We start from the raw sequence: 25,769 nt of genomic DNA, 5'->3' as shown, positions 1-25,769 counted from the left end.
GGCATTTATTGGAGAAAGAATGGCATTTTTTGTAAAGTTTACTACCCTGAAACCCACCTCGCGAGCCGGTAGACCTCCCCTGTTCAACCATCGACTGATCTCCCCCGATACCCCGCCGCCAATAATTTGCTGGTCCCCACCTGCACCACCGGCACCACCTGTTTAGTCGTACTCGTAATAAACGCCTCCTTCGCGGTCTTTAGCTCGTCCATATGCAGGTCCCGCTGCTCGACCAGGGTATCGGCTGGCGGCGATCTCCAGCACCTTGAGCCGGGTGATCCCTTTGAGGATATGGCGGTACGGCGTCACGATGGTATCATTCGGCGTAACGATAAAGAAGTTGGAGCGGGGACACTCGCTGATGAACCCTTCCCTATAGTACAGGACGTCGTCGGCGCCGCTGTCCCGAATCTGCGGCTGCAGCCAGATAGCCATCAGATAGTCGATAGTCTTTACGTCCGCCATCTGTCGCTGGTGAGGCCAGGTGATCAGGCGCATGCTGCGGGGCAAATCCTCCTTCACCGTCACCTGCAGCGGCTGCTGCGTGATGATGAGGTTGGGCCTCGCGAGGCTGTAGCCGTCGGGGGAATACCCGCCCGTCAGCGTGATACGGATCCCGGAGTCGGGGATTCCGTTGGATCTCTGCAGCTCTTGTATAATGATGCGGAGCTCGTCACGCGTCTTGCCGATATCGAGCCTCATCTGTCCGGCGGAATGAACAAATCGGTCGAGATGGTCTTCCAGAAAAATGGGCTTGCCACCCAGCGTTTTAAAAAGTCGAAGATGCCATAACCCCTCTGTATGGCGAGGTCGCTGACCTGCAGGGCCGCCCTCTCCGCGGCAACAAATCCGTCTCCGACAAATACTGTAGGCATAGTTGATATTTGGTCGACCTAAGTTATCTGTTTTTCGGTTATTTTTAGTCGATGAAACCTTGCCTGTCATTCCTGCTGGTACTCGCTTTGGCTTCAGCCTGCCGCCAGCCGGCGACCCATTCCCCCGCCGCCGTAGAGGCCGCCATGTCACACTACGACAGCCTCATCCGAAAGACCGACGCCGACTCCATCGCATGGATCTATACGGCCGACGGTTCGCTGGGCAACATCGCACACGGCAGAGACTCGATCCGCCGATTCCTGCAGACCTTCAAAAATGTACGGGTCCTCGAGGTCAGCTCTACCACAAAAAATATCACCATCACCGCCGATACCGCGTTTCAAACAGGCGCCTATACGCAGACCGCGCTCGTCAATGGCAAAGATACCGCCCACGTCAGGGGCAGCTACGAGGCTGAGTGGCTCTGGGGCGAAAAAGAAGGCTGGAAGATCCGCCGCATGACGACCCATCCGGAGTAGCCGCCTGGCCGCGATGAAAACTACCGGCCGTGGCCACTGCCTCCTAAAGTTTTAGCCAACCCCAATTCTCCACTGATCGCGTCATGCGACCACCCGCACATTAATTCGACCGAAAAACCCGTCTTTTGGTATTTTGCGCCCCATGAACAGGACTCGCGGCGTCATCCTCATTACCCCTTTATTTTTTGTTTTCAGCTCTTTCTACATCGGCGCAAAAATCCGGCACCGGAATAGTCGCGGGAAATATCCTGGAGAAAGAAACAGGCAAGCCCGTTCCCGGCGCCACAGTCGCTCTCATCGGTCTCACCGACGCGTCGAAAGGACGCGAAATAGCCAGCTCCAACGACGGCAGCTTTACCTTCAACGACCTGGCCTTCGGCGTCTACCGGCTGCAGATCTCCGCCGTCGGTTTCAACACCCTTTCACTCGACAGCATCAACGTTCGCCAGGAACGCTCGGATTTTAACATGAGCGACCTCAAACTCTCGCCGAAAAGCTCCGATATGGACGCCGTCGTCGTATACGCCGAGAAGCCGCTCGTACAAAGCAAAGGCGGCAACCTCACCTTCAACGCCGCCGAATCTCCGCTGAGCGCCGGGGCCAGCGCAAATGAGCTCCTCCGTAACGTACCGCTGGTGGCAACCGACGCCAACGGCAACCTCATCGTCGAAGGCAAAACCCCCATCGTACTCATCGACGGCAAGCCCGTCAATCTTAACGCGCAGCAGCTCCAGGACTTCCTCGACGCGCTGCCCGGTAATATGATCGAAAAGATAGAGGTCATGCCCAACCCCCTCCAGAATACGCGAATGAACAGGGAAGCGTCATCAATATCGTCACGCGCAAGGGGCGCATCGGCATCGGCGGCAGGGTCAACCTCTACAGCGGTACCCGCGGCGAGTACGGCGGAAATACCAACCTTAGCTACCGCGACCACCACCTGGCACTCAACTTCAGCGCCGGAGAAGGCTATAACAAATGGACCGGCAGCGGCCACTCCGAACGCCAGAATATTTTCGCCGACTCCTCCAACTTCCTCAATACGGCCAACCACTACAGGAATACGAACACCCGCCCCAGCGGGAGGCTCAGCGTCGACTACGACCTGGACAAATTCAATTCGCTCAATACCGTCTGGCAGATCAACCAGAACAATTTCGACAACCACTCCGTTACCGACTACGGCTCCGTCAGCCAGCACGGCGAGGCATACGGCCTCAGCCAGCGGACGACCGGAAGCAACGGCTACAATCTTAATCCGAACGGCAATCTCACCTTCCGCCACCGAGGCCTCCGCCCGGAAGAGGTCCCCGAAGTCACCGGCTCGTACAACTACAGCAATAACCGCAACGACCTTGCTTTTTTCAGCAATACCTGAACCCCGACCATAGCCCCAGCGGCCTGGACTCCACCCAGCACCAGCGCAGCGAAAGCCGGATCAGAGGCTACGAGATCCGCGCCAACTACGACAAACCACTCGACGCGAAGGCCCATACGATCGTGTCCCTGGGAGGCTACTACAACTACAGCGGCAACGACGTAAAGGTGACCACCAGCTTCCTCGACAAGTCCTCCGGTGATTTTGTCGAAAATAACCCGCTGAGCAGCGACCTCAATTTCCTCCAGACCAGAAGCAATCTGCGCGCATCCGTCCGCCAGATCATCGCGCACGGACTCGTTTTCACCGGCGGTACCTCGGTCAACAAGACCCTCGTAAAATTCGACCTGTACAATACGGACAAGACCACCAGCAATACCTACTGGAACTGGCTGCCCTTCGCCAATATCAACAAGACCTGGGACAACCAGTGGGGGGTTACGCTCGTCTACCGGAGGACCATCCACCGGCCGGGTCTTGACCAGATGAACCCCAGTATCGACTACTCCGATCCCTATAACCTGAAATATGGCAACCCCCAGTTGCTACCGAGTCTTTCCCACGAGTTCAACCTGAACGTGGGCAAGGGGACGAATAATTACTATTTCAACTCCAGCATCGGACTCAACAAGGTGCAGAATATCTTCAGCCAGATCACCACCCTTCAGCAGAATGGAACAACCATGACTACCTACGAGAACATTTCCAACCGTACCGAGTATTCTGTAGGTTCCTGGTCGGGCTATACCTTCTCCCGTGCGCTGAAGTTCAATCTGGGGTTGAATTATATCTATAGCCAGTACGGCGCCTACGACAAGACCGTGAACAAATACCAGGACAACGGGTCCTTCTACAGCAATTTCAACGTCAACTATATCCCTGCCAAACTGTGGAACCTCAGCCTCTCCTGCCTGTACAACCGCAACGGGAATCCGCAGGGTGTGTCCACCGCCACAATGAATATGAATTTCGGTATCCAGCGCAAGTTCTTCCAGAAGAAATTCATCGTCACGCTGAACGTCTCGGACCCTTTTGTCCAGCAGAGCAATACCTCGCAGGTACACGGGACAAATTTCAATCTGCAGTCGTATGGCACGACGCAGACCCGCAACTACCGGCTGACCCTCAGCTATGACTGGAACCACACCGTCGACAAGGGGCGCAGGAAATTGTTGAAAGCGGCGAAAAAGAATGGCTTTGATACCAATTAGTCTTCTTTCCAGTATATCTTCCCGCCCTTTGTGACCAGGACCACCGAGCGGATATTTTCGATGCGGTCCAGCGGATTGCGGTCCACCACCAGCATGTCCGCCTTTTTTCCTTTTTCGATCGTTCCGCAGACCCCGCCGATGCCGAGCGCTTCGGCCGCATATTTCGTCGCCGCGATCATCGCGTCCTTCGGACTGAATCCCGCGTCGTGGACCAGCAGTTCCATTTCGCTCTGAACGAAATTCGTCTGGTCATCATCCGTCCCCGCACAGATCTTTACTCCCGCCTTGTGCGCCGCCGCAGTATATAGTTTTGTGATCGAATAATAATAGATTTTCGACGAATCCTGCTGCGCCCACTGCCGGTAAGCAGACATGGTGGCGTCGAGCAGCACATTGTTCTTCTTCATCAGACTGAATAAGGCCGAAAGGTCCGGCATACTGTCCCTCGACTCATGCACGAGCAGCGGGGTATGGGAGATCGAACCTACCCCTGCCCGGACAAGATCGGAAGGCCTTGCCGGATCCAGCCAGGCATGGCCCCAGACCAGCAGCCCCTGCCGCCTGGCTTCGGCGACGATACGCGCCACGAGTTCCGGCCCAAGATTGGCATAAAGCTTTATTCCCGTCGCTCCCGTTCCTTTCGCTTCCGCAACGGCCTGACGAAGATCGGTACTGTCGGCCACCGCCTTCATATAGGGCATCCCCCCGGCAACTCCCCCTTTCGACGAAGCCATCGTACGGGGGTCTTTAAAGAAGGAAGGCCCCGCCATCAGCGCCGAGAAATAAATATCCGGCGACAGGATGTCCCCAACCCGCGCATCCCTCGACAGACCCGCCAGCACACGGGCATCGCCCGCCATGTCCCGCACCGAAGTGACCCCGGACCGCAGCATGCGCTCAAGGACCCCAAGAGTGGCAGTGCGGTTGTCCGTCCCCGATGGATCGGTCGCCATATGGACATGCGTATCGATCAGGCCCGGCAACAGGAATTTGCCGCGCAGACGGATCAGGACAACCGAGTCAGGCAGGACCTTAGAACCATCTGGAAATACATCCGCGATCATTCCATCGGCAACAACCACGGTCTGGTTTGCCGCCGGGGCGTCGCCACCACCACCAATCAGCGTAACACCGGTGAGAGCATAACTGCGCAATGGCTGCCGAAAAGCGGGCTCCTGAGCCACCACGCCAACCCTCGCCAGCAACAGAAACATCGAAAAACGGAACATAATACTCATACAATCAAGATACTCAAAAAAACAATGGCGAGTCTCATAAAATTTTTTACATTGTGTCATAATAACATAATGAAAATCTATGCTTGCCAAACAAATCTTTCCCGCACTCATACCGCTGACGGCGATCTTCCTCTCCTGCGGCCAACCAACCCAAACCACCACCACCTACCGCGATCTTAACAAGAACGGTAAATTAGATATCTACGAAGACCGCACCCAACCCCCGGCGGCACGAGTCGAAGACCTTCTGGCGCAAATGACACCCGAAGAAAAAGCCGGTCTGCTTTTCATCAACGGCGCCCGTGTCAACGACGACGGCTCCATCGGCGACAAACCCGCAACCGGCCCCTTCGCCTTCGCCCCCAACGCGCTCCGGCTAGTCAGAGAAGACCATATGACCCATTTCAATCTGTGGGCGACTCCCTCACCCATAGCCCTCGCCCGCTGGTACAACGCCATGCAGCAATACCTCCAGGACTCGACCCGCCTGGGCATACCCATGACCATAGCCTCCGATCCCCGCAATCATTTCAGCAATAACGTCTTCGCCATGGCAGCCAACACCTTCTCCCAGTGGTGCGAGCCGCTGGGCCTCGGGGCCATCGGCGACGAAAGTCTTACCCATCAGTTCGCCGACGTCTCCCGCCGGGAATATCTGGCGGTAGGCATCCGCGAAGCGCTACACCCGCAGGTGGACCTCGCGACAGAGCCTCGCTGGGCGCGCATCAGCGGCACCTTTGGCGAGGACGCCGCGCTGACCTCGGGAATGGCGACAGCCTACATAAAAGGATATCAGGGCGAGCGACTGGACTCCAACAGCGTAGCCACCATGACCAAACATTTTTCCGGCGGCGGCCCGCAGAAAGAAGGACTGGACCCGCATTTCCCTTTTCAAAAAGGGCAGGTATATCCCGGGAATAATTTTCAGTATCATCTCCTGCCCTTCGAGGCAGCATTCGCCGCACACACCGCCGCGATCATGCCCTACTATGGTGTTCCGACGGGACAGACCAGCGAAAACGTGGGGTTCTCCTACAACAAGGATATCATTACGGGCCTTCTACGCAACAAGTACCACTATGACGGGGTGGTCTGTACTGACTGGGGACTCGTCACCGACGCGAATCTTGGAGGGACTGTATGGCCTGCCAGGGCCTGGGGAGTAGAGCAACTATCACGCGTCGACCGGGTAAAAAGATCATCGACGCCGGCGTAGACCAGTTCGGCGGTGAGAACTGTCCCGAACTCGTCCTGCAACTATTAAAAGAAGGTCGCATCACCCAGGCCCGTATCGACAGCAGCGCCCGCCGCCTCCTGCTCCAGAAATTCGAACTCGGCCTTTTCGACAATCCCTTTGTCGACACCACAAAAGTCAGTCAGGTAATAGGCAATCCGGTCTCTATCAAGGCCGGTGAGGCTTCACAGCGCAGAGCCATGACCCTGCTGAAGAACGACGGCAGGACCCTGCCCCTCACGCCAAACAAACTAAAGATCTACGTCCGCAATCTCGATCCGAAAATAGCCGCGCAGTACGGGACCGTCGTCGACCGGCCCGAACAGGCCGATATCGCCATACTCCGCCTCAACACGCCCTACTATCCGGTGAAGACGGATATTCCCATTGCCAAAATGTTCCACCACGGCGACCTCGATTTCAAGGGCAAACAAAAAGACAGCATCCTCCAGCTGCTGCGAACAGTGCCGACCATCGTCGATATCTATATCGACCGGGCCGCCGTCATCCCGGAGATCAGTGCCGGCGCAAAAGGCCTGCTGGCGGACTTCGGCGCGAGCGATGCAGCCGTACTCGACGTCATCTTCGGTAAAGACAAGCCCGGCGGCCACCTGCCGATCGAACTGCCCTCTTCCATGGAGGCCGTGCGCGCGCAGAAAGAAGACCTTCCACATGACAGCAGGGCGCCGCTATACAAATTCGGCTTCGGACTGACCTACTAAAAAAGGCCCCTCAAAAGGGGCCTTTTTACAAGGTCTGATTCTTTATCGACTTTATGTCGATTATATTTGCCGGCACATATGGAGAAACTAACACTACTGACCGGTCTGGCCGATGGCTGCAAGGCATACCTGTATGACTGCGACGGAACCCTTGCCGACAACATGGGCGCCCACAGAGAGTCCTACGTAAGAGTAGCCGCGTCAAAAGGCGCCTCCATCGACGGGGCGATCATCGACGAACTCGCTGGCTGGCCAGCAGTGAAAGTGATCGAAGAGATCAACAGAAGATACGGGACGAGTTTTGACCCGGAAGAATTCAAAGAAGCGAAATACCAGCTTTTCCTGGAGGAATATATTGAGCACACGCGTCCGGTGGACTTTGTAGTCGAACACCTCAAAGCGCACGCAGGGAAAATAAAGATCGGCGTCGTCAGCGGCAGCAGAAGGGAATCGGTCGAAAAGACCCTGAAGATCCTCGGCATCTACGACCTGGTAGAAGTGATGGTCTGCTCCGGCGAAACACAGCAGGGCAAACCCTGGCCCGAACCCTTTCTGAAAGCAGCACAGCTGCTGGATGTGGCGCCGGAAGACTGCATGGTCTTCGAGGACGGCGACGCCGGCGTACAGGCTGCCATAGCCGCGGGAATGAAATGGGTGCGGATAGACAAGCTATAAAAACAAACAAGATGATCCTTCGATACAACAGGCCAAAGACCAATTCAGAACTGAGACTCCTGTACGACGAGCCCGAATTTGATCGCGTATTCTACGGCAAGGACAAGAAGGACAAACTCCTTACTATCGCCTGGAACAAAGGAGAAGACCAGACCGTAAAGATCGACGACGTCGAATACGCCTTTCCGTCCAACACCGTACTCTGCCTGATGGTCAACGAGACCTTCCATTTCCCGGATTCCTGGTCCGTCGTCGCCTGGCAGTTCAACCGCGATTTTTATTGCATCGTAGACCACGACAAGGAAGTCAGCTGCGTCCGGATTTCTGTTCTACGGCTCTTCCCAAAAGATGTTCATCCGCCTCGATAAAAAAGAACAGGGAAAGATGGAACTCCTCTTCCAGGTCTTTCTGGACGAGTTCGAGGACCGGGACCATATCCAGGGCGAGATGATGCAGGTGCTGCTCAAGCGGCTCATCATCATCATAACCCGGCTGGCTAAACGCCAATACCTGAATGAGGCCGCGCTGACCGAAGACAAACTGGATCTTGTACGTCAATACAACCTCCTCGTCGAAAAGAACTACAAGAAAGAACACCAGGTGAAGTTCTATGCCGACCGGCTGAACAAATCCCCCAAAACCCTTTCCAACGTTTTCGCGCTGTACAATCATAAGTCCCCGCAGCAAGTGATCCACGAAAGGGTCCTGCAGGAGGCCAAACGCCTGCTGTTCTACACCGGCAAGTCGGCCAAAGAGGTCGCCGCCGACATGGGTTTCGAGGACGCCACCCACTTCAGCAAATTCTTTAAGAAAAAGAGTGGTACTACTCCCTCAGAGTTCAGAAAAAGAACGCCTATGACCTTCCCCATCGACCTGAAGATTGGCGGCATTTCCCTGAACCTGCACATCATATTCGAGACCCTCGGCTTTTTTGTCGGTTTCCGGTATTTTCTTTTTCTGCGCGGGCGCCAGCAGGATACCATCGGCGAACGCAATCGTACCTGGATCATTATCGGCGCCAGCTTTCGGCGCCCTCGTCGGCTCACGCCTCGTGGGCGCCTTCGAAAACCCCTGGGGCCTTTTACATTCCCGCCACCTTTTACTATACCTCTACGCCAATAAGACCGTCGTCGGCGCCCTGCTCGGCGGACTGGCCATGGTGGAGACCACCAAAAAGATCATCCACGAGAGGTCGTCTTCGGGCGACCTGTTTACCTACCCGCTGATACTGGCCATGATCATCGGCAGGATCGGCTGTTTCACCAGCGGCATCACCGAAGAGACCTATGGCACACCAACCAATTTCATTTTGGGTATGGATCTGGGCGACGGCCTTCGCCGCCATCCGGTAGCGCTGTATGAGATCGGCTTCCTGGCCCTTCTATGGGTGGTCCTGAAGGCCATAGAGAAAAAGCACCACCTCCTCAGCGGATACCGCTGGCAGTTGTTTATGATAGCGTACTTATCCTTTCGTTTCCTGCTGGATTTCATCAAACCGCACTACAGCTATTTTGCCGGTCTGGGAATGATTCAGCTCTGCTGTCTGGCCGGTCTGGTCTATTATTCGAAGACTATTTACAAAATATTCACTAACTTTTCGATGCTTACTACAGCATATGGAAAATAAAAGGGATTATATCTACTATGATCATACGATCAGCCTTTGCAACGAATGCCACCGCCAGATAAGTGCAAAGATCATCTTCGAACAGGACGACGTCTATCTCACCAAGAACTGCAAAGAACACGGCTTCCAAAAGGTATTACTGGCCGTCGATATAGAGTACTACAAACAGATCAGGAACTACAACAAGGCCAGCGAATACCCGGTCAGGCCGCATACCCGGACCGAATACGGCTGCCCTTTCGACTGCGGTATCTGCCCCGACCACGAACAGCACAGCTGCCTGACACTTATCGAAGTCACGGACCGCTGCAACCTTACCTGCCCAACCTGCTACGCCAGCTCGTCTCCGACCCACGGCAGGCACAGAAGCCTGGAAGAGATCGAATTTATGCTCGATGCGATCGTGGCCAGCGAGGGCGAACCCGACGTTGTCCAGCTCAGCGGCGGCGAACCTACCGTTCATCCGGAGTTCTTCGAAATTCTCGACATCGCCAGACGCAAACCCATCAAACACTTGATGGTGAATACAAATGGTATCCGCATTGCCAACGATATCACCTTTACCGAAAGGCTCGCCGGCTACATGCCGGATTTCGAGATCTATCTGCAGTTCGACTCCTTTAAGCCGGAAGCACTCCGCCTGTTGCGCGGCCGGGACCTTACAGACGTCCGGAAAAAGCACTCGAACACCTCAACCGGTTCAATCTTTCCACCACGCTTGTGGTCACCCTCCAGCAGGGCCTCAACGACGACGAGATCGGCAGCATCATCGAATTCGCCCTGCAACAGCCATGCGTCCGGGGAGTCACCTTTCAGCCTGCCCAGATCAGCGGACGCCTCGAGAACTTCAACCCCGCCACCGGTAAACTCACGCCCACGGAAGTCCGGAGAAAGATCCTCGAACAAACCCCCGTCTTCCAACCCAACGATCTTATTCCCGTCCCCTGCAACCCGGATGCCCTCACAATGGCCTATGCGCTGAAGTTAGGCGGTACCGTACAACCGCTCACCAGAGCTGATCGACCCCGCGGTGCTGCTGAACTCCTCCCGGAATACCATCGTTTACGAACAGGACCAGGCCCTGCACAGCTATATAATGAAGATGTTCAGTACAGGAAATTCTCCCGTTTCAGCCAGCCAGACCTTCAACCAGCTGCTCTGCTGTCTCCCACAGGTATTCGCCGAGGGACTGACCTATAACAATCTTTTCAGGGTCATTATCATGAATTTTATGGACGCACACGATTTCGACGTCCGCTCTGTCAAGAAATCCTGCGTCCACATCGTAGATACAGACGGAAAGATCATTCCCTTTGAAACGATGAATCTGTTTTATCGCCCCGAACTAAGACCGAAACTTAATCAACTAAGACAAACGTCACTATGAACAATTTGGCAAAGACCGCCGGGTGGAACCTGCTGGCCATCCTGATATATTCCCTCCTGATCCGCATCATTAGTTTTGGAATGTCCTGGAACGACCACGGGATGAGCATTGCAATTTTCTCAGCCCTGGCGGTTGGGTTGCACGTCGCGGTTTGCCTTGTCGTTTCGATCGCGGAATTCAGCTCAAAACGCTCCGGTACCGGCAGGGCCTGGCTGCTGAGCTCACTGGTTGTTTTGGTGGTAGGATTCTCCGCCTGTATCGGCAACGCCTCCCTCTGAGCACGCTTTTTTGGACGAAACGGCAAAAAATTTAAACCGATTGCAACGTCATCCAAATGCCTTATTTTCGCTCAAAGCAATTGCCAATGAAACAGCTTGTCCCCACAGTATCTCTCCTTATCGTCCTTGCAGCCTGTAACAACGGAGAAACCCCGCAACCAGGGGCGCGGATTCAGCCCGGAAAGACTCTTCCGCAGCCCACAAGACCCAGTATTTATCCCAGCCGCTGGTGACGAATATCTATACCGCCGACCCCTCGGCCCACGTTTTCAACGGGCGCATCTATATCTATCCATCCCACGACACGGCCACGGGCATCCCCGAAGACGACCTGGGCTCGCATTTCGATATGCGGGACTACCATATCCTCTCGATGGACTCGGTCGGTGGTAAGGTCACGGACAACGGCGTAGCCCTGGATATACGCAATATACCCTGGGCAGGCCGCCAGCTATGGGCGCCGGACGCAGCCTTTGCAAACAACACCTACTACCTCTATTTTCCCGTAAAGGACAAAAAGGATATTTTTCATATCGGCGTCGCCACCAGCCAAAAACCCGAGGGTCCCTTCGTGGCGGAAAAAGACCCGATTACCGGATCCTACAGCATCGATCCCTGCGTATTTAAAGACGACGACGGTAAATACTATATGTATTTCGGCGGCATCTGGGGCGGACAGCTCCAAAAATGGAACAACAACCGGTATGATTCCACAAAAGGCAACCGCAAACCGGACGAACCAGCCATCCTGCCCCGCGTGGCAAGGCTGAGCCCCGACATGAAGCACTTCGCCGAAGCCGTGAAAGAGGTTCAGGTTGTAGGCGGTGATAACAAGCCCTACTCCGAAAAAGACAACGACAGACGTTTCTTCGAGGGCTCCTGGATGTTCAAATACCAGGGTAAATACTATTTTACTTATTCCACGGGCGATACCCACCGCCTGGTATACGCAACGGGAAGCTCACCCTACGGTCCCTTTACTTATCAGGGAGTAATTCTGAACCCCGTGGAAGGCTGGACCACCCACCATTCCATAATTTCATTCGGCGGGAAGTGGTGGCTTTTTTATCACGACACGCAGTTGAGCGGTAAAACGTTTTTACGCAACGTCAAAGTGACCGAACTCCATTTCAATCCGGATGGAAGCATCCAGACCATAACGGCGCAGCACTAGTCGGATATCACCAGTTTCGGGTATTGTATTTTCGGGAAAAAGAAGCGAATGGAAGAGCCAACCCGGCGGCACAGTGATATCGACAAATGGAGAATGGGAGCCCGGAATTAATAAATAATTCCGTAAATTCAGTACCTACGAAAACCTATACTATATGAAAAATGATTTGACCCGGCGCAAGTTTGTCGAAATGACGGCTGCGGCCGGGCTTGCTTTACCATCGTTCCAAGGCACGTACTCGGCAGGGGCTATATCGCACCCAGTGACAAGATCACGCTGGCCTACATCGGCATCGGCACTCAGGGTATCAGGAGAATTGCTCCCCCTTCTGGCGATACCTGAGATCCGGTGGTCGCAGTCTGCGACCCCAATAAGGAAGCCAAAGGCTACCGCGACTGGGAGCTCAACTACCTGAAGGACGAGATCCGCAAAACCATTAAAAAACCGGACTGGAACCCGGGCGGCGACAATACCATTCCCGGCGGAAGAGACAACGGAAAGGATATCGTGGATACTTATTACGCTAACGTAAGGAACGATCAAAAGTTCAAAGGCTGCGCCGCCTATGCCGACCCGCGCCGGCTGCTGGATAAAGAGAAGGACCTGGACGCCGTCAAGATCATGACCCCCGACCACCTCCACGGCGTGCTCTGCATGGCGGCCATCCGGAGAGGAAAACACGTGCTGGTCCACAAACCCATATCCAACAGACTCATCGAAGGCAAGAGGGTGATCGAAATGGCCAGGAACAACCCAAAACTTATCACACACCTTATCCCCTGGGACTCCAACGGCTCGATGGACACCGTGATGAACTGGATCAACGCCGGAGCCATCGGCACACTGAAGGAAGTACACAACTGGACTAACCGCCCCGTATGGCCACAGTATCCCGAACTGCCGGCCGACAAACCCCCCGTTCCCGAAGGCTTCGACTGGGATCTCTGGCTCGGCCCCGAATCCGACCGCCCTTATCATCCCAACTATACCAATATGGTGTTCAGGGGCTGGTATGACTTCGGCGGAGGCTCCATGGCCGACATGGGGCACTATAGTCTGTGGACAGTTTTTAAAGCGCTGCAGCTGACCTCCCCAACCGTGATAGAACCGCACCGCAGCCATTTTTGTGACTTCAACGGAGCCGTTCCGTTCCGCGTGAATAACGACTTTTCTTTTCCGATGGCCAGCACCGTGAGGTTCGGCATATCCGGCCAATGGTGGCCGGGGCCCCATTGATCTTTTTTGGTACGACGGCGGCATGCGTCCAAGTCTCCCGGATGAGCTCGCAAGAGACAACAAGGAACTGCCACAGGAGGGAATGATGTTTGTCGGCGACAGGGGAAAGATCCTCGCCGGATTCAACGTGCAGAATCCGCAGGTGATCTCCGGCCAGAAAATGGAGGCTCCGATGGCAGGCAGCAACCCAAAAGGCGACCAGGTCCAGCAGACCCTCGGCGGCGCTGCCGAAGTTCGTGGAAGCCTGCAGGTCAGGCAAACAATACCCGGGTAATTTTGGAGAAGCCGAATACCTCACGGAAGCTGTGAATCTGTACGCGGCCTCATTAAGGGCCAACAAGCTGCTGAGATACGATGCGGCCAGCCATACCATCACCAACGCCGCCGATGCCAATAAATACCTAAGCCGGGAATACAGACAGGGTTGGGACCCTGAGTCCATCTAAAACAAACACTATGACAAACATCAATCGTCGTTCTTTTATCGGCAAAATGGCGGCAGGCGCGGCCCTCGGCCTGTCACCTTTTCTGGCCCAGGCAAAAATGCTGAACATACCCGTCGGGTTTCAGACCTATCCGATCAGGGAAATGCTGGCAAAGGATTTTCCCGGCACGCTAAAGTCGATGGCGGCCCAGGGCTACCAGCTCACGGAGATGTGTTCCCCGAAAGGATACGCCGACATCGGCTATGGGCCGCTGGTAGGCATGAAGCCGTCCGAAATGCGCAGGATCATCACCGACGCGGGCCTGCAATGTCCCAGCTGCCATTTTGGTTTTGCGGAATTTGGCCAGCCGCTCGACGAACGCATCGAATTCGCGCACGGGCTCGGACTCAGCCAGATGATCTGCTCGACCTTCTGGCTGCCCAAAGATGCGACCCTCGACGACTACCTCGCCGCGGCCGATAAATTAAACACGGCAGCCGAAAAAATAAAGAAAGCCGGCATGCAGACCGGCTTTCATAATCACGAATTTGAATTTCATGAACTCGGCGGCCAGTTGATCTACGACGCGCTGATGAAGCGCCTGGACCCCGCACTCGTAAAAATGCAGTTCCAGACAGAGGTGATCAATCTTGGGTACAAGGCGTCCGACTATTTCAATAAATATCCGGGCAGATTCATTTCTGCGCATCTGTCCGACTGGACAGCGGATAAAAAACAGGTGCCGGTGGGCCAGGGCACCATCGACTGGAAAGAATTTTTCACGGCCGCGAAAACAGGAGGCGTAAAGAACTTCTTCGTCGAGATGGACCTGGACAAATACAGGGATAGCGCATCCTATATCCGGTCGCTTATGGCATAAGCGCTATTTTGAGTACCTGGCCGCCCCCGATAGCCTTCGGGCTGAATCCTGCACATACTGTACTACGGCATCAGTTGGTTCGCTACCATTTTGGCCGTCGTTCGATCTATTTCCAGGTCAAAGGCGACCCGGCGCGCATCCTCAAAGCCGGCGACCCTTTCTTTGAGCCAGCGCAGGCCGTCGTCACACATTTCGACAACGCATCCCCCGACACCCCGGCCAAATTTGTCCTCAACTATCTGATGGATAAAGAAAAAGAATTTATCATCCTGCTGGACGAAAAGGGCCAGCAAATGAAACCCTAAATCCGCGACAAAAAAAGGCGGACCGTCAGGTCCGCCTCTATGCAAAACAAAAGATCTATCAAACTAAGTCAAACCGATCGAGGTTCATCACCTTGGCCCACGCCGCCACAAAGTCTTTTCACAAACTTCTCCCTCGGCGTCTTCGCACGCATACACTTCCACCAGCGCCCTCAACTCCGAATTCGACCCAAACACTAAGTCAGCACGCGTAGCCGTCCACTTCACCGCCCCTGTCACCCGGTCCCGTCCTTCGAAAAAGTCGCCGGCATCGGACGTAGCCCCCATTTCGTGCGCATATCCAGCAGGTTTATGAAGAAATCGGTCGACAGCGTATCCGTGCGGTTCGTGAACACCCCATGCATCACCCGCATTCCACCGATCAGCACCGTCAGTTCAGGTGCTGTGAGATTCAGCAGCTGTGCCTTGTCCACAAGGAAAAAGTCAGCCTTCGCAGCATACCTCGGCTGGGCATAGTTGCGGAATCCGTCTGCTACCGGTTCGAGCGCATCGAACGATTCTATATCGGTTTGCTCCTGCGTCGCGTCGGCGCGCCCGGGTGTGAACGGCACCTTGACCGGATAGCCAGCATTCTTCGCCGCCTGCTCGACACCAGCGCACCCGGCCAGGACGATGACGTCGGCCAGCGATACCGCTTTACCACCTGTCTGCGCGCTGTTAAAAGTCTTTTGCACTCCTTCGAGCGTTTCCAGCACCTTCGCCAGTTCATCCGGGTTGTTGACTTCCCAGTGCTTCTGCGGCGCGAGGCGGATGCGCGCACCATTGGCGCCGCCGCGTCTGTCAGAGCCGCGGAAAGTAGAGGCCGACGCCCATGCCGTCGTCACCGAGCTGCGAAACGGAAAGACCCGATTTGAGCAGCTGTTCCTTTAATGAAGCGATATCCTGATCATTGACCAATGGATGCGTCACCCTTGGCAGGGGATCCTGCCAGATCAGCTCTTCTGCAGGTACCTCGGACCCAAGATAGCGGACACGCGGCCCCATATCGCGGTGCGTCAGCTTGAACCAGGCGCGCGCAAAGGCGTCGGCGAACTGATCGGGATTCTCGTAGAACCGGCGCGAGATCTTCTCGTACACAGGATCCATTTTCAGCGAAAGATCGGTCGTGAGCATCGTCGGCGCATGACGTTTGCTGGCGTCGAACGCATCCGGCACCGTTCCGGCGCCGCCGCCGTCCTTGGGCGTCCACTGGAACGCGCCCGCGGGGCTCTTGGTCAGCTCCCATTCATAACCAAAGAGGTTCTCGAAGAAATTATTGCTCCATTTGGTAGGCGTAGTAGTCCAGATCCCTTCGAGACCGCTGGTGATCGTATGGCCTGCATTGCCGTTGCCATAGGTATTGTTCCAGCCAAGTCCCTGTTCCGCTATCGTAGCCCCCGCAGGCTCTTTTCCGACATATTTCCCCGCATCGGCCGCGCCATGCGTTTTTCCAAAACTATGGCCGCCAGCGATCAGCGCCACCGTCTCTTCGTCATTCATGGCCATCCTTCCAAACGTCTCGCGGATATCGCGGGCCGCGGCGATCGGGTCCGGTGTTCCATCGGGACCTTCCGGGTTTACATAGATCAAACCCATCTGCACGGCGCCAAGCGGATTTTCCAGCTGGCGGTCGCCTTCATATCTTTTATTGCCGAGCCACTGCGTCTCGGAACCCCAGTACGTGTCTTCCGCCGCTTCCCACACGTCCTCGCGTCCGCCGCCAAATCCGAAGGTCTTGAACCCCATCGACTCGAGGGCACAGTTGCCCGCCAGTATCATCAGATCGGCCCAGGAAAGTTTCTTGCCATATTTCTGTTTGATCGGCCAGAGCAGCCGGCGCGCTTTATCCAGGTTGGCGTTATCGGGCCAGCTGTTCAGCGGCGCAAAACGCTGCATGCCCCTGCCGCCGCCGCCACGTCCGTCCCCGATACGGTACGTGCCCGCGGAGTGCCATGCCATCCGGATCATCAGCGGGCCATAGTGGCCAAAGTCGGCCGGCCACCACTCCTGCGACGTAGTGAGCACATCCGTAATTTCTTTTTTTACTTCCTTAAGATCGAGCTTCTTAAATTCTTCGGCATAATTAAACCCTTTGTCCATCGGATCCGACAAAGAGGAATGATGTCTGAGGATATTCAGGTTCACCTGGTTCGGCCACCAGTCGCGGTTTCTCGTCCCTCCACCTGCGACTTCTTTGAGTTCTCCTCCGATAAAGGGGCATTTGCCCGCGGCGCCTGGATGGTGCACTGTTGAATAGTGCAGCGTGTTATTTTCCATGATGAGTTTGATTGTGTAAAGTAAATATATCGAAGTTTTGACGATCGGCTTTATAGATAGTTTTGATCGGGGAGATCGATAATATCTATAAGTAGTCACACCGCTAAGCCGCCGATGTCATCAATTCGATTCGGAAAGTCGTACCCTTCTGTTCCCCGCTCTCTACACTGATCGTTCCGCCATGGGCCTTGATGATCTGACCGACGATCGCGAGGCCGAGTCCAAAGGATTTTTCGCCCGCAGTCCCCAGCCGCCTGACGGCGTCGTCGACCGTAAACAGTTTTCCTTCGATGTTTTTTGGTATACCCATGCCCCTGTCACTGACGGAGATGACGGCCTTGTCCCCCTGCCGCCGGAGGCTAAGCCCGATATCGGCCCCTTCGGGACTGAACTTGATGGCGTTGTCGAGCAGATTGATGATGACGCGCCACAGCTTGTCGTGGTCCGCAAGAAGAGTGACCGGCTCCGCATCGAGACGGATGGCCTGTTTTTCTCTCCGGCCTTGAACTGCAGGGTTGAAACACAGGTCTCCAATAGCCGGCACAGGTCTAATTTTTCCATCTGCATATTCCCGATGGGAAGGTCGAGATGCATGATTCCCTCCACCAGGTGCATGGACTGGTCGGCCGACTGACCGATCAGACTCAACCATGTCTTTGTTTGAGGGCTGACGTCGGTTTGTTTATTTAGAAGCGAGACCGCCGATGAGATCGCCCCAACGGGATTGCGGAGATCGTGCGCGATCGACTTGAGCGATCTTAGATACATCGCCTGGTCTTCATTCAGCGCATTGATCGCCGTCTGCGTTTGCCGGTTTTCGCTGCGAAGGGCCTTATTGAGCCGGTTCAGCTGGCGGATATGCGCGTTGGATTTCTGTGCACCCCTGCGGATAAGGAAGGCGATGACCACCAGCATGAGGACGATAAGCACCGCCAGCAGCAGATAGATGGTCTTGACATGGTCACGCTGTTTCAGCAGCTGGATAGTATACTTGTCCTCCAGATGTACCAGTTCCCGGGGAATATCGATGGTGGACGCGGCAATTCCCGCATGCAGGGAATCCTTACGGGCATTCCAGGCATTTAACGAGGCCCAGTGCTCCGGACCAGTCCCCGGATTTGCCCAGCCACTCGGCATGCAGCTTTTGCCAGGCCAGCTCGAGATCGATATCCGACCGGTGGTCCAGCGCTGTGCGGATCTGATCCAGCTGCATTCGTGCGTCCTGAAGGCGGCCCTGGGTCCAGGTGAAGGCGGGCAGTCTTGAGCAGGACAGTAAGCGCATTGCCGGAGTCATGAAGGGGACGCATATTGACGAAAATGCTGGCCCGGTAGAGTTGCCAGGCCTTGACCGTGTCTCCCTTTCGGAGCGCGCAGTCGCCCAAATTGCCAAAGGCGACGGCTTTGGCGGTCTCGATATACATGCGACGCGAAGAGTCGGTGACAAACGGGCGGGCTTCTTTTCCGATAAAGGAGAGGGTGCTGTCGAAATAAAAGGCGGCGCTGTCCCATTTGTTGATGGCGGCATAGCACTCACCCATATTGTCGAGATTGCACTGCTCATAGGCAAAAGCCCTGAAGTCCGGGTGACAAGCCGCAAACTGATGGAAAGCCAAACCAAAAAGATTGCACGCGTCGGCATAGCGCCCGGCCCGGTAACTGGCCATCGCCACCCGCTGCGTGTATTCAGCCATCGTACAGCTGTCGCCGAGATCCCGTATCGCCTCGAGCCCTTTCCGGTAATAAAAAAAGGCGCTTTCCAGATTGTTTCCGTGCTGATAGGTCTCCGCCTTATCGATCAGACATTTGGCGTATTCGCGGGGATACCGGTTGCGGGCCGCTTCGGACGACAAAAGCATCAGGGCGCTGTCGACATATCGCTCGGCGCTGACGAGATCATGGGCGGTATTATAATAGTAATTCCCTTTATAGTCATAGCGGCGGATCTGGTCGAGGATGCCCGGGGTAGGGTAGCGCTCATAGACCGAGTCGACATACCGGAAAGCCTGCTGTGGAGGAAGACTCATGCTATCCATCTGGCGAAAAAGCCTGTCGAAATAGGCCGGATGGTCCGGAGGCAGCGGGCCCGGATTCTGGCAGCCTTGAAACACTGCGGCCAGGAAGAGGACGATAGCGCATCTTACAAAAAGGATATCAGAGCAGTGACGAGGCATAGAAAGAACAGCAAACGACAGAGACAAGCCCCGCAGTATGGGAGGGAGCCGATAAATCTTCATTTTTTGCTTCCCTGAAAGTAAGTACAGACGCGGCTCGCGGAGTTGTGTAAGAAGGGTGAGGAATGTTTTGCAGACGGCCTTCGATAATAGATGGCGGGACCAAATGTGCTACGTCGCTGAAAATCAGTCGTTAATAACCTTGCCTATCCCAAATCCAGCCCCTGGCATTAAATTTTAAGGAAATATTTAAAACTATGATGATTATGAAAACAAGACTAAATGTGGTGTTAGTCACTACCGCTACTGCCGCTGTTTTGTTGGCCGGATGTGTATCGAGCAAGAAGTATAAAGCATCTCAGGCAGCTCTCCAGCAGTCTAAGGGAGATAGCGCCCGGCTGGCCCAGCAAGTGACCTCCCTGAATGGGAATGTACACGACCTCGAAGAGAAAAACAGCTCCCTTCAGCGGTCGCTGGACAGTTCCACCAACAACTACGCGACCCAGCAAAAATCGCTTGGTTATTATCAGAACTATTTCAGCCAGCAGCAGGCGGCCATGTCACAGGTCAGCAACGACCTGAAGGGCGCCATGTCGCAGGCAGGCCTCGCCAATGAAGACGTACAGCAGGTGGACAATACCATCTATGTGCGCCTGGACGAAGACAAGGTCTTCAAAAAGAACAGTACGACCGTCACCACCAGCGGCAAACAGGCACTGAATAACCTGGCCCAGGTGATCAAAAATCGGTCGAACAACGTCAACGTATTCGTCAACGACGGCGATTCGTCTTCGGGTCAGCCCGGCGCTGCCATGTCTTCTTCCTCTTCGGGAAATGAGGCTATGACCAGCAATGCTGAAGACAATACGACCGCCCGTACGACCCCGAAGCACCATTCTTCCCACCACGCCGCGGCCGCACGGAAATCATCTTCTTCCGGCGCATCCGGGTCCGGCGCTTCGGCCTCCCCGTCTGGCGCCAGTTCCGGAACCGTTGCATCAGCTGCGCCTAAGAGCAGCACGGCAACGACCCACCATCGCGTACACCACAGAGCCGCAAGTTCCGAAGGCTCGACCACCATCTACAACAATATGCCAAGGACGTCCAGGAGCAAGGCATGGGCGCTCAAGCAAGCCCGTATGAACATGGTAGCGGGCAATTTCCTGCAGAGCGGCGTTCCAAAAGTCAATATAGCGCTGAAACAACCCGCAGGCAACGGCAATCCGAGCAATAATAATATCAATGTCGTTCTCACTCCTGTCATGAACGACTTTAACCCAGGCAAATAGCCCGGCTGACTTTCTCGGACTAACCCCACGTTTTGCGTGGGGTTTTTTAGTATTTTTAGTTCATGAAAGCATGCGCACTCCTCCTCCTGACGCTACTTACGCTAACTGCCTGGTCCCAAAACACCATCAACAACTACAAGTATGTACTGGTGCCCGAACGGTTCGATTTCTCAAAGGAAGACAACCAGTACGGTCTGAATACCACGGCCAAATTGCTGCTGGAACAAAAGGGATTCACCACATTTATGGGTAACGACGCCATGCCGCCTGCCGTGGCCACCAACCGATGCAATGCGCTCAAGGCCGAAGTCGTTCAGAAAAAGGGCTTGTTTGTTACCAATCTTACTTTGTTGCTAAAAGACTGCCAGGGAAATATCGTCTTCAAAAGCAAAGAAGGCAAGAGCCGGGAAAAGGAATTTCTGGCAGCATACGACGAGGCCCTAAAAAATGCTTTTGCTTCGCTGAGCGACGTGCCGTACAAATATGACAGCACCCTTACGGCTCAGCAGACGGCCGCTGCACCCGCGGTTGCCGCACCGGTGGCTTCCGCACCTGCACCCGCACCCGCTCCCGCGACGGCGCCCGTTGCGGAAATAACAGGCACGCTATACGCCCAGGTCACGCCCAACGGATACCAGCTGATCGATACTACTCCGAAGAAAGTTTTGACCCTTCTGAAGACTTCCGCACCGGACTACTATATCGCCGGAGCCGGAGGGTTCAATGGAGTCGTGTTTAAGAAAGATGGCGAGTGGATTTTCGAATACTATAAGGACGATAAATTGGTTTCGAAGAAGCTGGAAATTAAATTCTGATCGACAACCTTCATAATGCTGCATCGGGAAATCGAACCACCGGAAGAATTGCAGGACACTATAAAATGCTTCTGGTACGATAGCAGAGACGTTGGTGAACTAGTTTCGGGATTCGAGGTAATGCCCGACGGCTACGCGGAGATCATCTTTCACTTCGGCAGCGGATGCAGTATCTCATACGACGGGGGCCTCCAGCCATTGCCATCACCGTTCATGGTAGGTCTCCTCAACCAGCCCGTTCATTTCTATACAAAGAACCGTCTCGAGATCATCGCCATCCGATGCTTTCCCTGGACCGTATTCGATCTGCTCGGCCTGCAGCCAGGGAAAAAAGCGTACACATATTTGAACACCCGATCGCCGCGCTCCAGCCTGCGCTGAGCGAACTGATCCGCGCCGGCAACGTCGACGAAGCGCTGGCCCGGGCAAAACAATATTTCCTGAACGCCCGGTCGCGGATCGCCATGGACAGTATGCTCTTCAGGGCGGGGGTAGCCATGCGGAAAGCCCACGGTTCGATGCCCGTAAGCCAAATCGCCGCGGCGGCCCACGCGACCGTTCGTACGCTAGAGAGGAATTTCAAATCCTCCTCGGGCCATACCGTTAAAGACGTATCCGCCCTGATGCGCTTCGAACAGGTACGCAACCAGCTGTGGAACCATCCGGATACCAATATAGCCGGCCTCGCACACGAGCTTGGTTATACCGATCAGTCCCACCTGAGCAGGGAATTCAAAAAGTACGGCGGCACCACGCCGGCGGCATTTGCCCGTAAATCCAAAAAAGGACGTCAGGCCCTGAGTGGCGATTTTGTCGCGTTTGTACAAGCCTAACACGAAAGCTTTCTGGAATTTTGCGTCCATGAAAACAAACAACCACGACGTAATTATTTCCGGAGCCGGACCCGTCGGCCTCTTCCTCGCCTGCGAACTCGCTCTCGCCAGGTGCTCGGTCCTGATACTGGAAAGGGCAGAACACCCCCACTCCCCTCAAACAAATTCCGTTTGGGATCCGTGGACTCTCAGCCCCTACCATCGACGCACTCTACCGCCGTGGGCTGCTCGATCAGCTTGATATCCACAAACGTATTAAAAGTCCTCACCAAAATGCTATACAGGGGCCCCGTCGTCAGGTGGGCCACTTTGCCGGTATCCCGTTTCATGAAGGCGATATCGACACTTCACAATGGGACCATCGCCTTCCAGGCCCTGGCGGCAATAGCCTCATCTCCGAAATGGAGGAACTTGAGACGGTGCTGACCCGTCGCGCGGTATCCCTCAGTGTAGAGATCACGCGGGGCGTTGCTGTCACCGGTTTTGAACAAGCCGAAGACCATATAGCCGTTCATTCAACTGGCCAGACTTTTCAAAGCAAATTTCTCGTGGGCTGCGACGGCAGCCGCAGTGTCGTCCGCAAATCCGGCGGCTTTGAATTCGCCGGCACCGAGCCGGAATTCACCGGCTATTCGATAAAGGCCGACCTTGCTGACCCCGGGAAACTGCGCCCCGGCCGAAACCTGACACCCAGAGGCATGTACCTCCAGTCCCAGCCAGGCTATCTGGCGATACAGGATTTTGACGGCGGAGCTTTTCACGATTCTGGACAACCAATCACGCCCGAACACGTACAGGAAGTACTGCGGCGCGTCTCCGACACCGATGTCACTATTACCGCCCTGCATATTGCAACCACCTGGACCGACCGGGCGCGCCAGGCCACGTCGTATCGCAACGGACGGGTGCTGTTGGCGGGCGACGCCGCGCATATTCACTCGCCACTCGGCGGTCAGGGTCTCAACCTCGGACTCGGCGACGCCATGAACCTCGGCTGGAAACTCGCCGCGACCATCCACAATACAGCGCCCGGGGGCTTACTGGACAGCTACTATACCGAACGCCACCCCATCGGCGAACAGGTGCTGGACTGGTCGCGCGCTCAGGTGGCGATCATGCGGCCCGATCCCGACTCCCGAGCCCTGAACGCCATCGTCCGCGACCTTATAAATACCCGCGACGGCGCAACCTGGTTTGCTGGCAGGGTATGGGGTATCTTTACCCGTTACGACCTCGGCGGCGACCACCCGCTGATCGGCCGCAGCGCACCGGACTTCGAATTCGAAGACGGTACGCGCCTGGGCCAGCTGATGCACGACGGCCAGGGCATCCTGCTTGATTTTTGCGGCAACCCCTCCCTCCGGGCATTTGCGGGGCAACTCAGATATATCTCCGCCCGCGCCAAAGACCAACTGGGCCTCACCGCCCTGCTTATCCGCCCCGACGGCATGGTCGCCCGGGTCGCCTGCGCCGGCGAGGCCGATTTGGATGGCCTCCGCGAGGCCGCAGGCCGCTGGTTATTGAACCAGTAATTTCTGTGTAACCGTCGTAGCAGCGCCCGTCACCTTCACCACATAGACGCCCTTCGGATATTGGCTGACGTCAATAAGGTAGCTGGTAGTCCCACCCGTACTTCGGAACTGGCTGACCACCTGTCCGCTGCCGTCAACGATCTGAATGAATAATGGCTCGCTGGTCTTTCCGAAAAAGAGATTGACCGTGCCATGAGCCGGGTTGGGGCTGAGACGAACAGTCATGCTGTTGAAATCGAGGAGCACGGTTTTTGACAAGGTGGAATGGCCGTCCTTGTCTACCGGCCTTAGCCTGTAATAGTTGTCGCCCATCAGCGGGGAAACATCGGTACAACGATAGTCGGTAGCCGTTTGTCTGTTGCCCTGCGCGGCAACCGTGGCGATCGTGGTGAAGTTCCGGTTGTCGCCGCTGCGCTGGACGTCGAAATGGTCGCTGTTTGTTTCCTGCGTCGTTGTCCACGAAACCTTGGCCCCGGTGCCGTGTTTGACGGCGTTAAAGTTCAGCAGAGTTACGGGCAGCGGGACGATGGGAGGCGCAAAGCTCAGCTGGGTGACGACGGGATAATGGGACGTCACGGTGGAACCAAAGGAGGAGTTGCCGGATGACACTTCAGACAGCACCGTGGCAGAGAATGGAAGATACCAGGCGGCGGTGGAATTGTTCAGGAGCATGTTCTCGAGAACGCCGGTTTTATTTATCTCGGAATTTTCGTTCTGCAGATCCAGTGTCCGGGTCGGAAACTGATAGAGCTGCGAATCCCGGATAAAGGGCATATACGAGCTTGTATCCTTGCCGGACGTGACCGAACGATTCAGGTCGTCGTTGTAGTCGCCGAGAACGATCACGTTGTCGTTTTTATAGTTGGACTGTATCAGCGAATCCAGCGCAAAAGCGCCCCGCCAGCGGCTGTTGTACGCAGTTAGCTGGTTGCCGACCGTCGCATGGATGTTGATAAATCGGATCTTCCTCACGATCGTATCGCCATTGCGGTTATCCAGTGTTACACTGGCCGTCAGCATATAGGGGTAACGCCCATTGGTCCAGTCGGAATAATACCGGGTCGCAACATCCGCCGGAAGACGGGTACCTGTTGTCAGCAGGGAGTTGAGCTGGATGTTTTTCACCTTGACAGTATCGTAGACGAAGGCCAGTTTCTGTACGGTATCCAGTGTTGCGGGTGTCGGATCGGAAGGGTTTGAATGCGAGCCGTAGGTACTGATCGAATACGCATAACCTGGCATACTGGCGACGATTGCCTGCAGCGAGGATTCGTTCACCACTTCCTGGAGCGCGTAAACATCGGCGTGCAGGGATGGAAGAATAGCACCGATGGCTGCCGTTTGTGAAGATTTGTCGATCGGCCCGGCTCCCCATTCGGGCGAACCGAAATAGTCGAGGTTCCAGCTGACAATACTCATCGTGGAGGCCGGGGGAAGACTATTGCCTTTCAGGCTGATCGTTGCCGTAGTATCCGGTGCTACGACCTTCAGGGAGTCGGCATACATGACATTGTTGGAAGAAGGCGCGAATCGGACATAAAGATACTCGGTCGTGTCACCGCTGACCGCTGCGGTAGTACCGAAATTGACGCTGTCCGTCGAAACCTGGAAATCGCTGCCGGGGCTCGTGACAGTAGCACTGCCGGGGAGATGGGTGGTCGTGATTGTTAGCTTTTTATTGACGGTATTCCCCGCTGCGGCATATCCGAGTTCGAGACTATTGGAAGAGA

The 25,769-nt window shown here is 55.3% G+C and carries 33 protein-coding genes and 1 pseudogene; 25 read left to right on the top strand and 9 right to left on the bottom strand.

Annotation, left to right across the window (positions count from 1 at the left end; genetic code table 11):
- Positions 1-162 precede the first annotated feature (162 nt).
- A complete protein-coding gene (locus ACQ86N_RS37650) occupies positions 163-744 on the bottom strand; it encodes an aminotransferase class IV (protein WP_431217754.1) in 582 nt (193 codons plus the stop codon).
- Positions 699-875 carry a hypothetical protein gene (locus ACQ86N_RS37645; RefSeq protein ID WP_431218035.1) on the bottom strand — a complete coding sequence of 59 codons (177 nt, stop codon included), beginning with the start codon at positions 873-875 and terminating at the stop codon, positions 699-701. Before ACQ86N_RS37645 ends, ACQ86N_RS37650 begins: the two co-directional genes overlap by 46 nt.
- Before the next feature lie 51 nt (positions 876-926).
- On the opposite strand from ACQ86N_RS37645, the gene ACQ86N_RS37640 reads away from it, so the two are divergent.
- The 3 genes from ACQ86N_RS37640 (at position 927) to ACQ86N_RS37630 (ending at position 3,944) form a co-directional block, all read left to right on the top strand.
- Positions 927-1,355, top strand: a complete 429-nt coding sequence (locus ACQ86N_RS37640; protein ID WP_431211512.1) for a nuclear transport factor 2 family protein — start codon at positions 927-929, stop codon at positions 1,353-1,355.
- A gap of 185 nt (positions 1,356-1,540) precedes the next feature.
- Complete coding sequence (locus tag ACQ86N_RS37635; RefSeq protein ID WP_431211511.1) at positions 1,541-2,746, top strand: carboxypeptidase regulatory-like domain-containing protein; 1,206 nt, start codon at positions 1,541-1,543, stop codon at positions 2,744-2,746.
- Complete coding sequence (locus tag ACQ86N_RS37630; protein ID WP_431217753.1) at positions 2,730-3,944, top strand: outer membrane beta-barrel family protein; 1,215 nt, start codon at positions 2,730-2,732, stop codon at positions 3,942-3,944. The genes ACQ86N_RS37635 and ACQ86N_RS37630 overlap by 17 nt, the downstream gene beginning before the upstream one ends.
- Here ACQ86N_RS37630 and ACQ86N_RS37625 read toward each other — a convergent pair.
- A complete protein-coding gene (locus ACQ86N_RS37625; protein ID WP_431211510.1) occupies positions 3,941-5,182 on the bottom strand; it encodes an amidohydrolase family protein in 1,242 nt (413 codons plus the stop codon). The genes ACQ86N_RS37630 and ACQ86N_RS37625 overlap by 4 nt on opposite strands.
- Before the next feature lie 79 nt (positions 5,183-5,261).
- On the opposite strand from ACQ86N_RS37625, the gene ACQ86N_RS37620 reads away from it, so the two are divergent.
- The 15 genes from ACQ86N_RS37620 (at position 5,262) to ACQ86N_RS37550 (ending at position 15,125) form a co-directional block, all read left to right on the top strand.
- Positions 5,262-6,398 carry a glycoside hydrolase family 3 N-terminal domain-containing protein gene (locus tag ACQ86N_RS37620; protein ID WP_431211509.1) on the top strand — a complete coding sequence of 379 codons (1,137 nt, stop codon included), beginning with the start codon at positions 5,262-5,264 and terminating at the stop codon, positions 6,396-6,398.
- The gene (locus tag ACQ86N_RS37615) at positions 6,323-7,138 is read left to right on the top strand and encodes a glycoside hydrolase family 3 C-terminal domain-containing protein (RefSeq protein ID WP_431211508.1); all 816 of its coding nucleotides are present in this window, start codon (positions 6,323-6,325) and stop codon (positions 7,136-7,138) included. The genes ACQ86N_RS37620 and ACQ86N_RS37615 overlap by 76 nt, the downstream gene beginning before the upstream one ends.
- Before the next feature lie 78 nt (positions 7,139-7,216).
- On the top strand, positions 7,217-7,813 hold the full coding sequence (locus ACQ86N_RS37610; RefSeq protein WP_431211507.1) for an HAD family hydrolase: 597 nt from the start codon (positions 7,217-7,219) through the stop codon (positions 7,811-7,813).
- An 11-nt stretch (positions 7,814-7,824) separates the two neighbouring features.
- Complete coding sequence (locus tag ACQ86N_RS37605) at positions 7,825-8,181, top strand: hypothetical protein (protein WP_431211506.1); 357 nt, start codon at positions 7,825-7,827, stop codon at positions 8,179-8,181.
- Positions 8,162-8,935 carry a helix-turn-helix domain-containing protein gene (locus ACQ86N_RS37600; RefSeq protein ID WP_431211505.1) on the top strand — a complete coding sequence of 258 codons (774 nt, stop codon included), beginning with the start codon at positions 8,162-8,164 and terminating at the stop codon, positions 8,933-8,935. Before ACQ86N_RS37605 ends, ACQ86N_RS37600 begins: the two co-directional genes overlap by 20 nt.
- The gene (locus ACQ86N_RS37595; protein WP_431211504.1) at positions 8,865-9,440 is read left to right on the top strand and encodes a prolipoprotein diacylglyceryl transferase family protein; all 576 of its coding nucleotides are present in this window, start codon (positions 8,865-8,867) and stop codon (positions 9,438-9,440) included. The genes ACQ86N_RS37600 and ACQ86N_RS37595 overlap by 71 nt, the downstream gene beginning before the upstream one ends.
- Positions 9,430-10,422, top strand: a complete 993-nt coding sequence (locus ACQ86N_RS37590; RefSeq protein ID WP_431211503.1) for a radical SAM protein — start codon at positions 9,430-9,432, stop codon at positions 10,420-10,422. The genes ACQ86N_RS37595 and ACQ86N_RS37590 overlap by 11 nt, the downstream gene beginning before the upstream one ends.
- A gap of 48 nt (positions 10,423-10,470) precedes the next feature.
- Positions 10,471-10,827, top strand: coding sequence for a hypothetical protein (locus tag ACQ86N_RS37585; protein ID WP_431211502.1), 357 nt, complete (start codon positions 10,471-10,473; stop codon positions 10,825-10,827).
- A complete protein-coding gene (locus ACQ86N_RS37580; protein WP_431211501.1) occupies positions 10,824-11,105 on the top strand; it encodes a hypothetical protein in 282 nt (93 codons plus the stop codon). Before ACQ86N_RS37585 ends, ACQ86N_RS37580 begins: the two co-directional genes overlap by 4 nt.
- Before the next feature lie 229 nt (positions 11,106-11,334).
- On the top strand, positions 11,335-12,279 hold the full coding sequence (locus ACQ86N_RS37575) for a glycoside hydrolase family 43 protein (RefSeq protein WP_431211500.1): 945 nt from the start codon (positions 11,335-11,337) through the stop codon (positions 12,277-12,279).
- A gap of 348 nt (positions 12,280-12,627) precedes the next feature.
- Positions 12,628-13,515 (top strand): Gfo/Idh/MocA family oxidoreductase, encoded by an 888-nt coding sequence (locus ACQ86N_RS37570; protein WP_431211499.1) that lies wholly within the window; start codon positions 12,628-12,630, stop codon positions 13,513-13,515.
- Between the two features lie 22 nt (positions 13,516-13,537).
- On the top strand, positions 13,538-13,789 hold the full coding sequence (locus ACQ86N_RS37565; RefSeq protein ID WP_431211498.1) for a hypothetical protein: 252 nt from the start codon (positions 13,538-13,540) through the stop codon (positions 13,787-13,789).
- Positions 13,752-13,961 carry a hypothetical protein gene (locus ACQ86N_RS37560; RefSeq protein WP_431211497.1) on the top strand — a complete coding sequence of 70 codons (210 nt, stop codon included), beginning with the start codon at positions 13,752-13,754 and terminating at the stop codon, positions 13,959-13,961. The genes ACQ86N_RS37565 and ACQ86N_RS37560 overlap by 38 nt, the downstream gene beginning before the upstream one ends.
- A gap of 10 nt (positions 13,962-13,971) precedes the next feature.
- Positions 13,972-14,820, top strand: a complete 849-nt coding sequence (locus tag ACQ86N_RS37555) for a sugar phosphate isomerase/epimerase family protein (RefSeq protein ID WP_431211496.1) — start codon at positions 13,972-13,974, stop codon at positions 14,818-14,820.
- 8 nt (positions 14,821-14,828) lie between these two features.
- On the top strand, positions 14,829-15,125 hold the full coding sequence (locus tag ACQ86N_RS37550) for a hypothetical protein (protein ID WP_431211495.1): 297 nt from the start codon (positions 14,829-14,831) through the stop codon (positions 15,123-15,125).
- A gap of 233 nt (positions 15,126-15,358) precedes the next feature.
- Here ACQ86N_RS37550 and ACQ86N_RS37545 read toward each other — a convergent pair whose 3' ends face one another.
- The 4 genes and pseudogenes from ACQ86N_RS37545 to ACQ86N_RS37530 all read right to left on the bottom strand — a co-directional run.
- Entirely contained in the window at positions 15,359-15,967 is a 609-nt protein-coding gene (locus ACQ86N_RS37545) for a peroxidase family protein (RefSeq protein WP_431211494.1), read from the bottom strand.
- Positions 15,924-17,399: a peroxidase family protein gene (locus ACQ86N_RS37540; RefSeq protein ID WP_431211493.1), complete on the bottom strand. Its 1,476-nt coding sequence runs from the start codon at positions 17,397-17,399 to the stop codon at positions 15,924-15,926. The genes ACQ86N_RS37545 and ACQ86N_RS37540 overlap by 44 nt, the downstream gene beginning before the upstream one ends.
- A gap of 103 nt (positions 17,400-17,502) precedes the next feature.
- A complete protein-coding gene (locus ACQ86N_RS37535; protein ID WP_431211492.1) occupies positions 17,503-17,943 on the bottom strand; it encodes a sensor histidine kinase in 441 nt (146 codons plus the stop codon).
- A 53-nt stretch (positions 17,944-17,996) separates the two neighbouring features.
- Positions 17,997-18,167, bottom strand: a pseudogene (locus ACQ86N_RS37530) (histidine kinase dimerization/phospho-acceptor domain-containing protein); the annotation flags it as partial.
- A 90-nt stretch (positions 18,168-18,257) separates the two neighbouring features.
- Between ACQ86N_RS37530 and ACQ86N_RS37525 the strand changes: the two are divergent.
- Positions 18,258-18,485 carry a hypothetical protein gene (locus ACQ86N_RS37525; protein WP_431211491.1) on the top strand — a complete coding sequence of 76 codons (228 nt, stop codon included), beginning with the start codon at positions 18,258-18,260 and terminating at the stop codon, positions 18,483-18,485.
- On the opposite strand, the gene ACQ86N_RS37520 is transcribed toward ACQ86N_RS37525, so the two are convergent.
- Positions 18,482-19,633, bottom strand: coding sequence for a hypothetical protein (locus ACQ86N_RS37520; RefSeq protein ID WP_431211490.1), 1,152 nt, complete (start codon positions 19,631-19,633; stop codon positions 18,482-18,484). The two genes, ACQ86N_RS37525 and ACQ86N_RS37520, sit on opposite strands and share 4 nt — an antisense overlap.
- A 203-nt stretch (positions 19,634-19,836) precedes the next feature.
- On the opposite strand from ACQ86N_RS37520, the gene ACQ86N_RS37515 reads away from it, so the two are divergent.
- The 6 genes from ACQ86N_RS37515 to ACQ86N_RS37490 all read left to right on the top strand — a co-directional run bounded on the left by ACQ86N_RS37515 (position 19,837) and on the right by ACQ86N_RS37490 (position 24,039).
- Entirely contained in the window at positions 19,837-20,859 is a 1,023-nt protein-coding gene (locus tag ACQ86N_RS37515) for a hypothetical protein (protein WP_431211489.1), read from the top strand.
- 62 nt (positions 20,860-20,921) lie between these two features.
- Positions 20,922-21,674, top strand: a complete 753-nt coding sequence (locus ACQ86N_RS37510; protein ID WP_431211488.1) for a hypothetical protein — start codon at positions 20,922-20,924, stop codon at positions 21,672-21,674.
- Between the two features lie 15 nt (positions 21,675-21,689).
- Complete coding sequence (locus ACQ86N_RS37505; RefSeq protein ID WP_431211487.1) at positions 21,690-22,055, top strand: DUF6597 domain-containing transcriptional factor; 366 nt, start codon at positions 21,690-21,692, stop codon at positions 22,053-22,055.
- The gene (locus ACQ86N_RS37500; protein WP_431211486.1) at positions 21,956-22,507 is read left to right on the top strand and encodes a helix-turn-helix domain-containing protein; all 552 of its coding nucleotides are present in this window, start codon (positions 21,956-21,958) and stop codon (positions 22,505-22,507) included. Before ACQ86N_RS37505 ends, ACQ86N_RS37500 begins: the two co-directional genes overlap by 100 nt.
- Before the next feature lie 28 nt (positions 22,508-22,535).
- Positions 22,536-22,748: an NAD(P)-binding protein gene (locus tag ACQ86N_RS37495; protein ID WP_431211485.1), complete on the top strand. Its 213-nt coding sequence runs from the start codon at positions 22,536-22,538 to the stop codon at positions 22,746-22,748.
- Positions 22,672-24,039 (top strand): FAD-dependent monooxygenase, encoded by a 1,368-nt coding sequence (locus ACQ86N_RS37490; RefSeq protein ID WP_431217752.1) that lies wholly within the window; start codon positions 22,672-22,674, stop codon positions 24,037-24,039. The genes ACQ86N_RS37495 and ACQ86N_RS37490 overlap by 77 nt, the downstream gene beginning before the upstream one ends.
- Here ACQ86N_RS37490 and ACQ86N_RS37485 read toward each other — a convergent pair.
- Positions 24,025-25,545 (bottom strand): T9SS type A sorting domain-containing protein, encoded by a 1,521-nt coding sequence (locus ACQ86N_RS37485; protein WP_431211484.1) that lies wholly within the window; start codon positions 25,543-25,545, stop codon positions 24,025-24,027. The two genes, ACQ86N_RS37490 and ACQ86N_RS37485, sit on opposite strands and share 15 nt — an antisense overlap.
- Positions 25,546-25,769 lie beyond the last annotated feature (224 nt).

This window comes from Puia sp. P3 (assembly GCF_050632245.1).
Lineage (GTDB): Bacteria > Bacteroidota > Bacteroidia > Chitinophagales > Chitinophagaceae > Puia.
Note: the sequence above shows the minus strand (reverse complement) of the source record. Positions and strands in the feature narration are given on the sequence as shown.

What these genes read in the sequence shown, in the direction of transcription:
- ACQ86N_RS37605 (WP_431211506.1), top strand. Translation starts at nt 7,825, where the DNA reads ATGATCCTTCGATACAACAGGCCAAAGACCAATTCAGAACTGAGACTC.
- ACQ86N_RS37500 (WP_431211486.1), top strand. Translation starts at nt 21,956, where the DNA reads ATGCTTTCCCTGGACCGTATTCGATCTGCTCGGCCTGCAGCCAGGGAA.
- ACQ86N_RS37625 (WP_431211510.1), bottom strand. Translation starts at nt 5,182, where the DNA reads ATGAGTATTATGTTCCGTTTTTCGATGTTTCTGTTGCTGGCGAGGGTT.
- ACQ86N_RS37645 (WP_431218035.1), bottom strand. Translation starts at nt 875, where the DNA reads ATGCCTACAGTATTTGTCGGAGACGGATTTGTTGCCGCGGAGAGGGCG.
- ACQ86N_RS37520 (WP_431211490.1), bottom strand. Translation starts at nt 19,633, where the DNA reads ATGAAGATTTATCGGCTCCCTCCCATACTGCGGGGCTTGTCTCTGTCG.
- ACQ86N_RS37505 (WP_431211487.1), top strand. Translation starts at nt 21,690, where the DNA reads ATGCTGCATCGGGAAATCGAACCACCGGAAGAATTGCAGGACACTATA.
- ACQ86N_RS37640 (WP_431211512.1), top strand. Translation starts at nt 927, where the DNA reads ATGAAACCTTGCCTGTCATTCCTGCTGGTACTCGCTTTGGCTTCAGCC.
- ACQ86N_RS37565 (WP_431211498.1), top strand. Translation starts at nt 13,538, where the DNA reads ATGCGTCCAAGTCTCCCGGATGAGCTCGCAAGAGACAACAAGGAACTG.
- ACQ86N_RS37590 (WP_431211503.1), top strand. Translation starts at nt 9,430, where the DNA reads ATGGAAAATAAAAGGGATTATATCTACTATGATCATACGATCAGCCTT.
- ACQ86N_RS37580 (WP_431211501.1), top strand. Translation starts at nt 10,824, where the DNA reads ATGAACAATTTGGCAAAGACCGCCGGGTGGAACCTGCTGGCCATCCTG.
- ACQ86N_RS37515 (WP_431211489.1), top strand. Translation starts at nt 19,837, where the DNA reads ATGAAAACAAGACTAAATGTGGTGTTAGTCACTACCGCTACTGCCGCT.
- ACQ86N_RS37620 (WP_431211509.1), top strand. Translation starts at nt 5,262, where the DNA reads ATGCTTGCCAAACAAATCTTTCCCGCACTCATACCGCTGACGGCGATC.
- ACQ86N_RS37615 (WP_431211508.1), top strand. Translation starts at nt 6,323, where the DNA reads ATGGCCTGCCAGGGCCTGGGGAGTAGAGCAACTATCACGCGTCGACCG.
- ACQ86N_RS37600 (WP_431211505.1), top strand. Translation starts at nt 8,162, where the DNA reads ATGTTCATCCGCCTCGATAAAAAAGAACAGGGAAAGATGGAACTCCTC.
- ACQ86N_RS37610 (WP_431211507.1), top strand. Translation starts at nt 7,217, where the DNA reads ATGGAGAAACTAACACTACTGACCGGTCTGGCCGATGGCTGCAAGGCA.
- ACQ86N_RS37485 (WP_431211484.1), bottom strand. Translation starts at nt 25,545, where the DNA reads ATGTATGCCGACTCCCTGAAGGTCGTAGCACCGGATACTACGGCAACG.
- ACQ86N_RS37495 (WP_431211485.1), top strand. Translation starts at nt 22,536, where the DNA reads ATGAAAACAAACAACCACGACGTAATTATTTCCGGAGCCGGACCCGTC.
- ACQ86N_RS37540 (WP_431211493.1), bottom strand. Translation starts at nt 17,399, where the DNA reads ATGGAAAATAACACGCTGCACTATTCAACAGTGCACCATCCAGGCGCC.
- ACQ86N_RS37525 (WP_431211491.1), top strand. Translation starts at nt 18,258, where the DNA reads ATGCGCGTTGGATTTCTGTGCACCCCTGCGGATAAGGAAGGCGATGAC.
- ACQ86N_RS37510 (WP_431211488.1), top strand. Translation starts at nt 20,922, where the DNA reads ATGAAAGCATGCGCACTCCTCCTCCTGACGCTACTTACGCTAACTGCC.
- ACQ86N_RS37555 (WP_431211496.1), top strand. Translation starts at nt 13,972, where the DNA reads ATGACAAACATCAATCGTCGTTCTTTTATCGGCAAAATGGCGGCAGGC.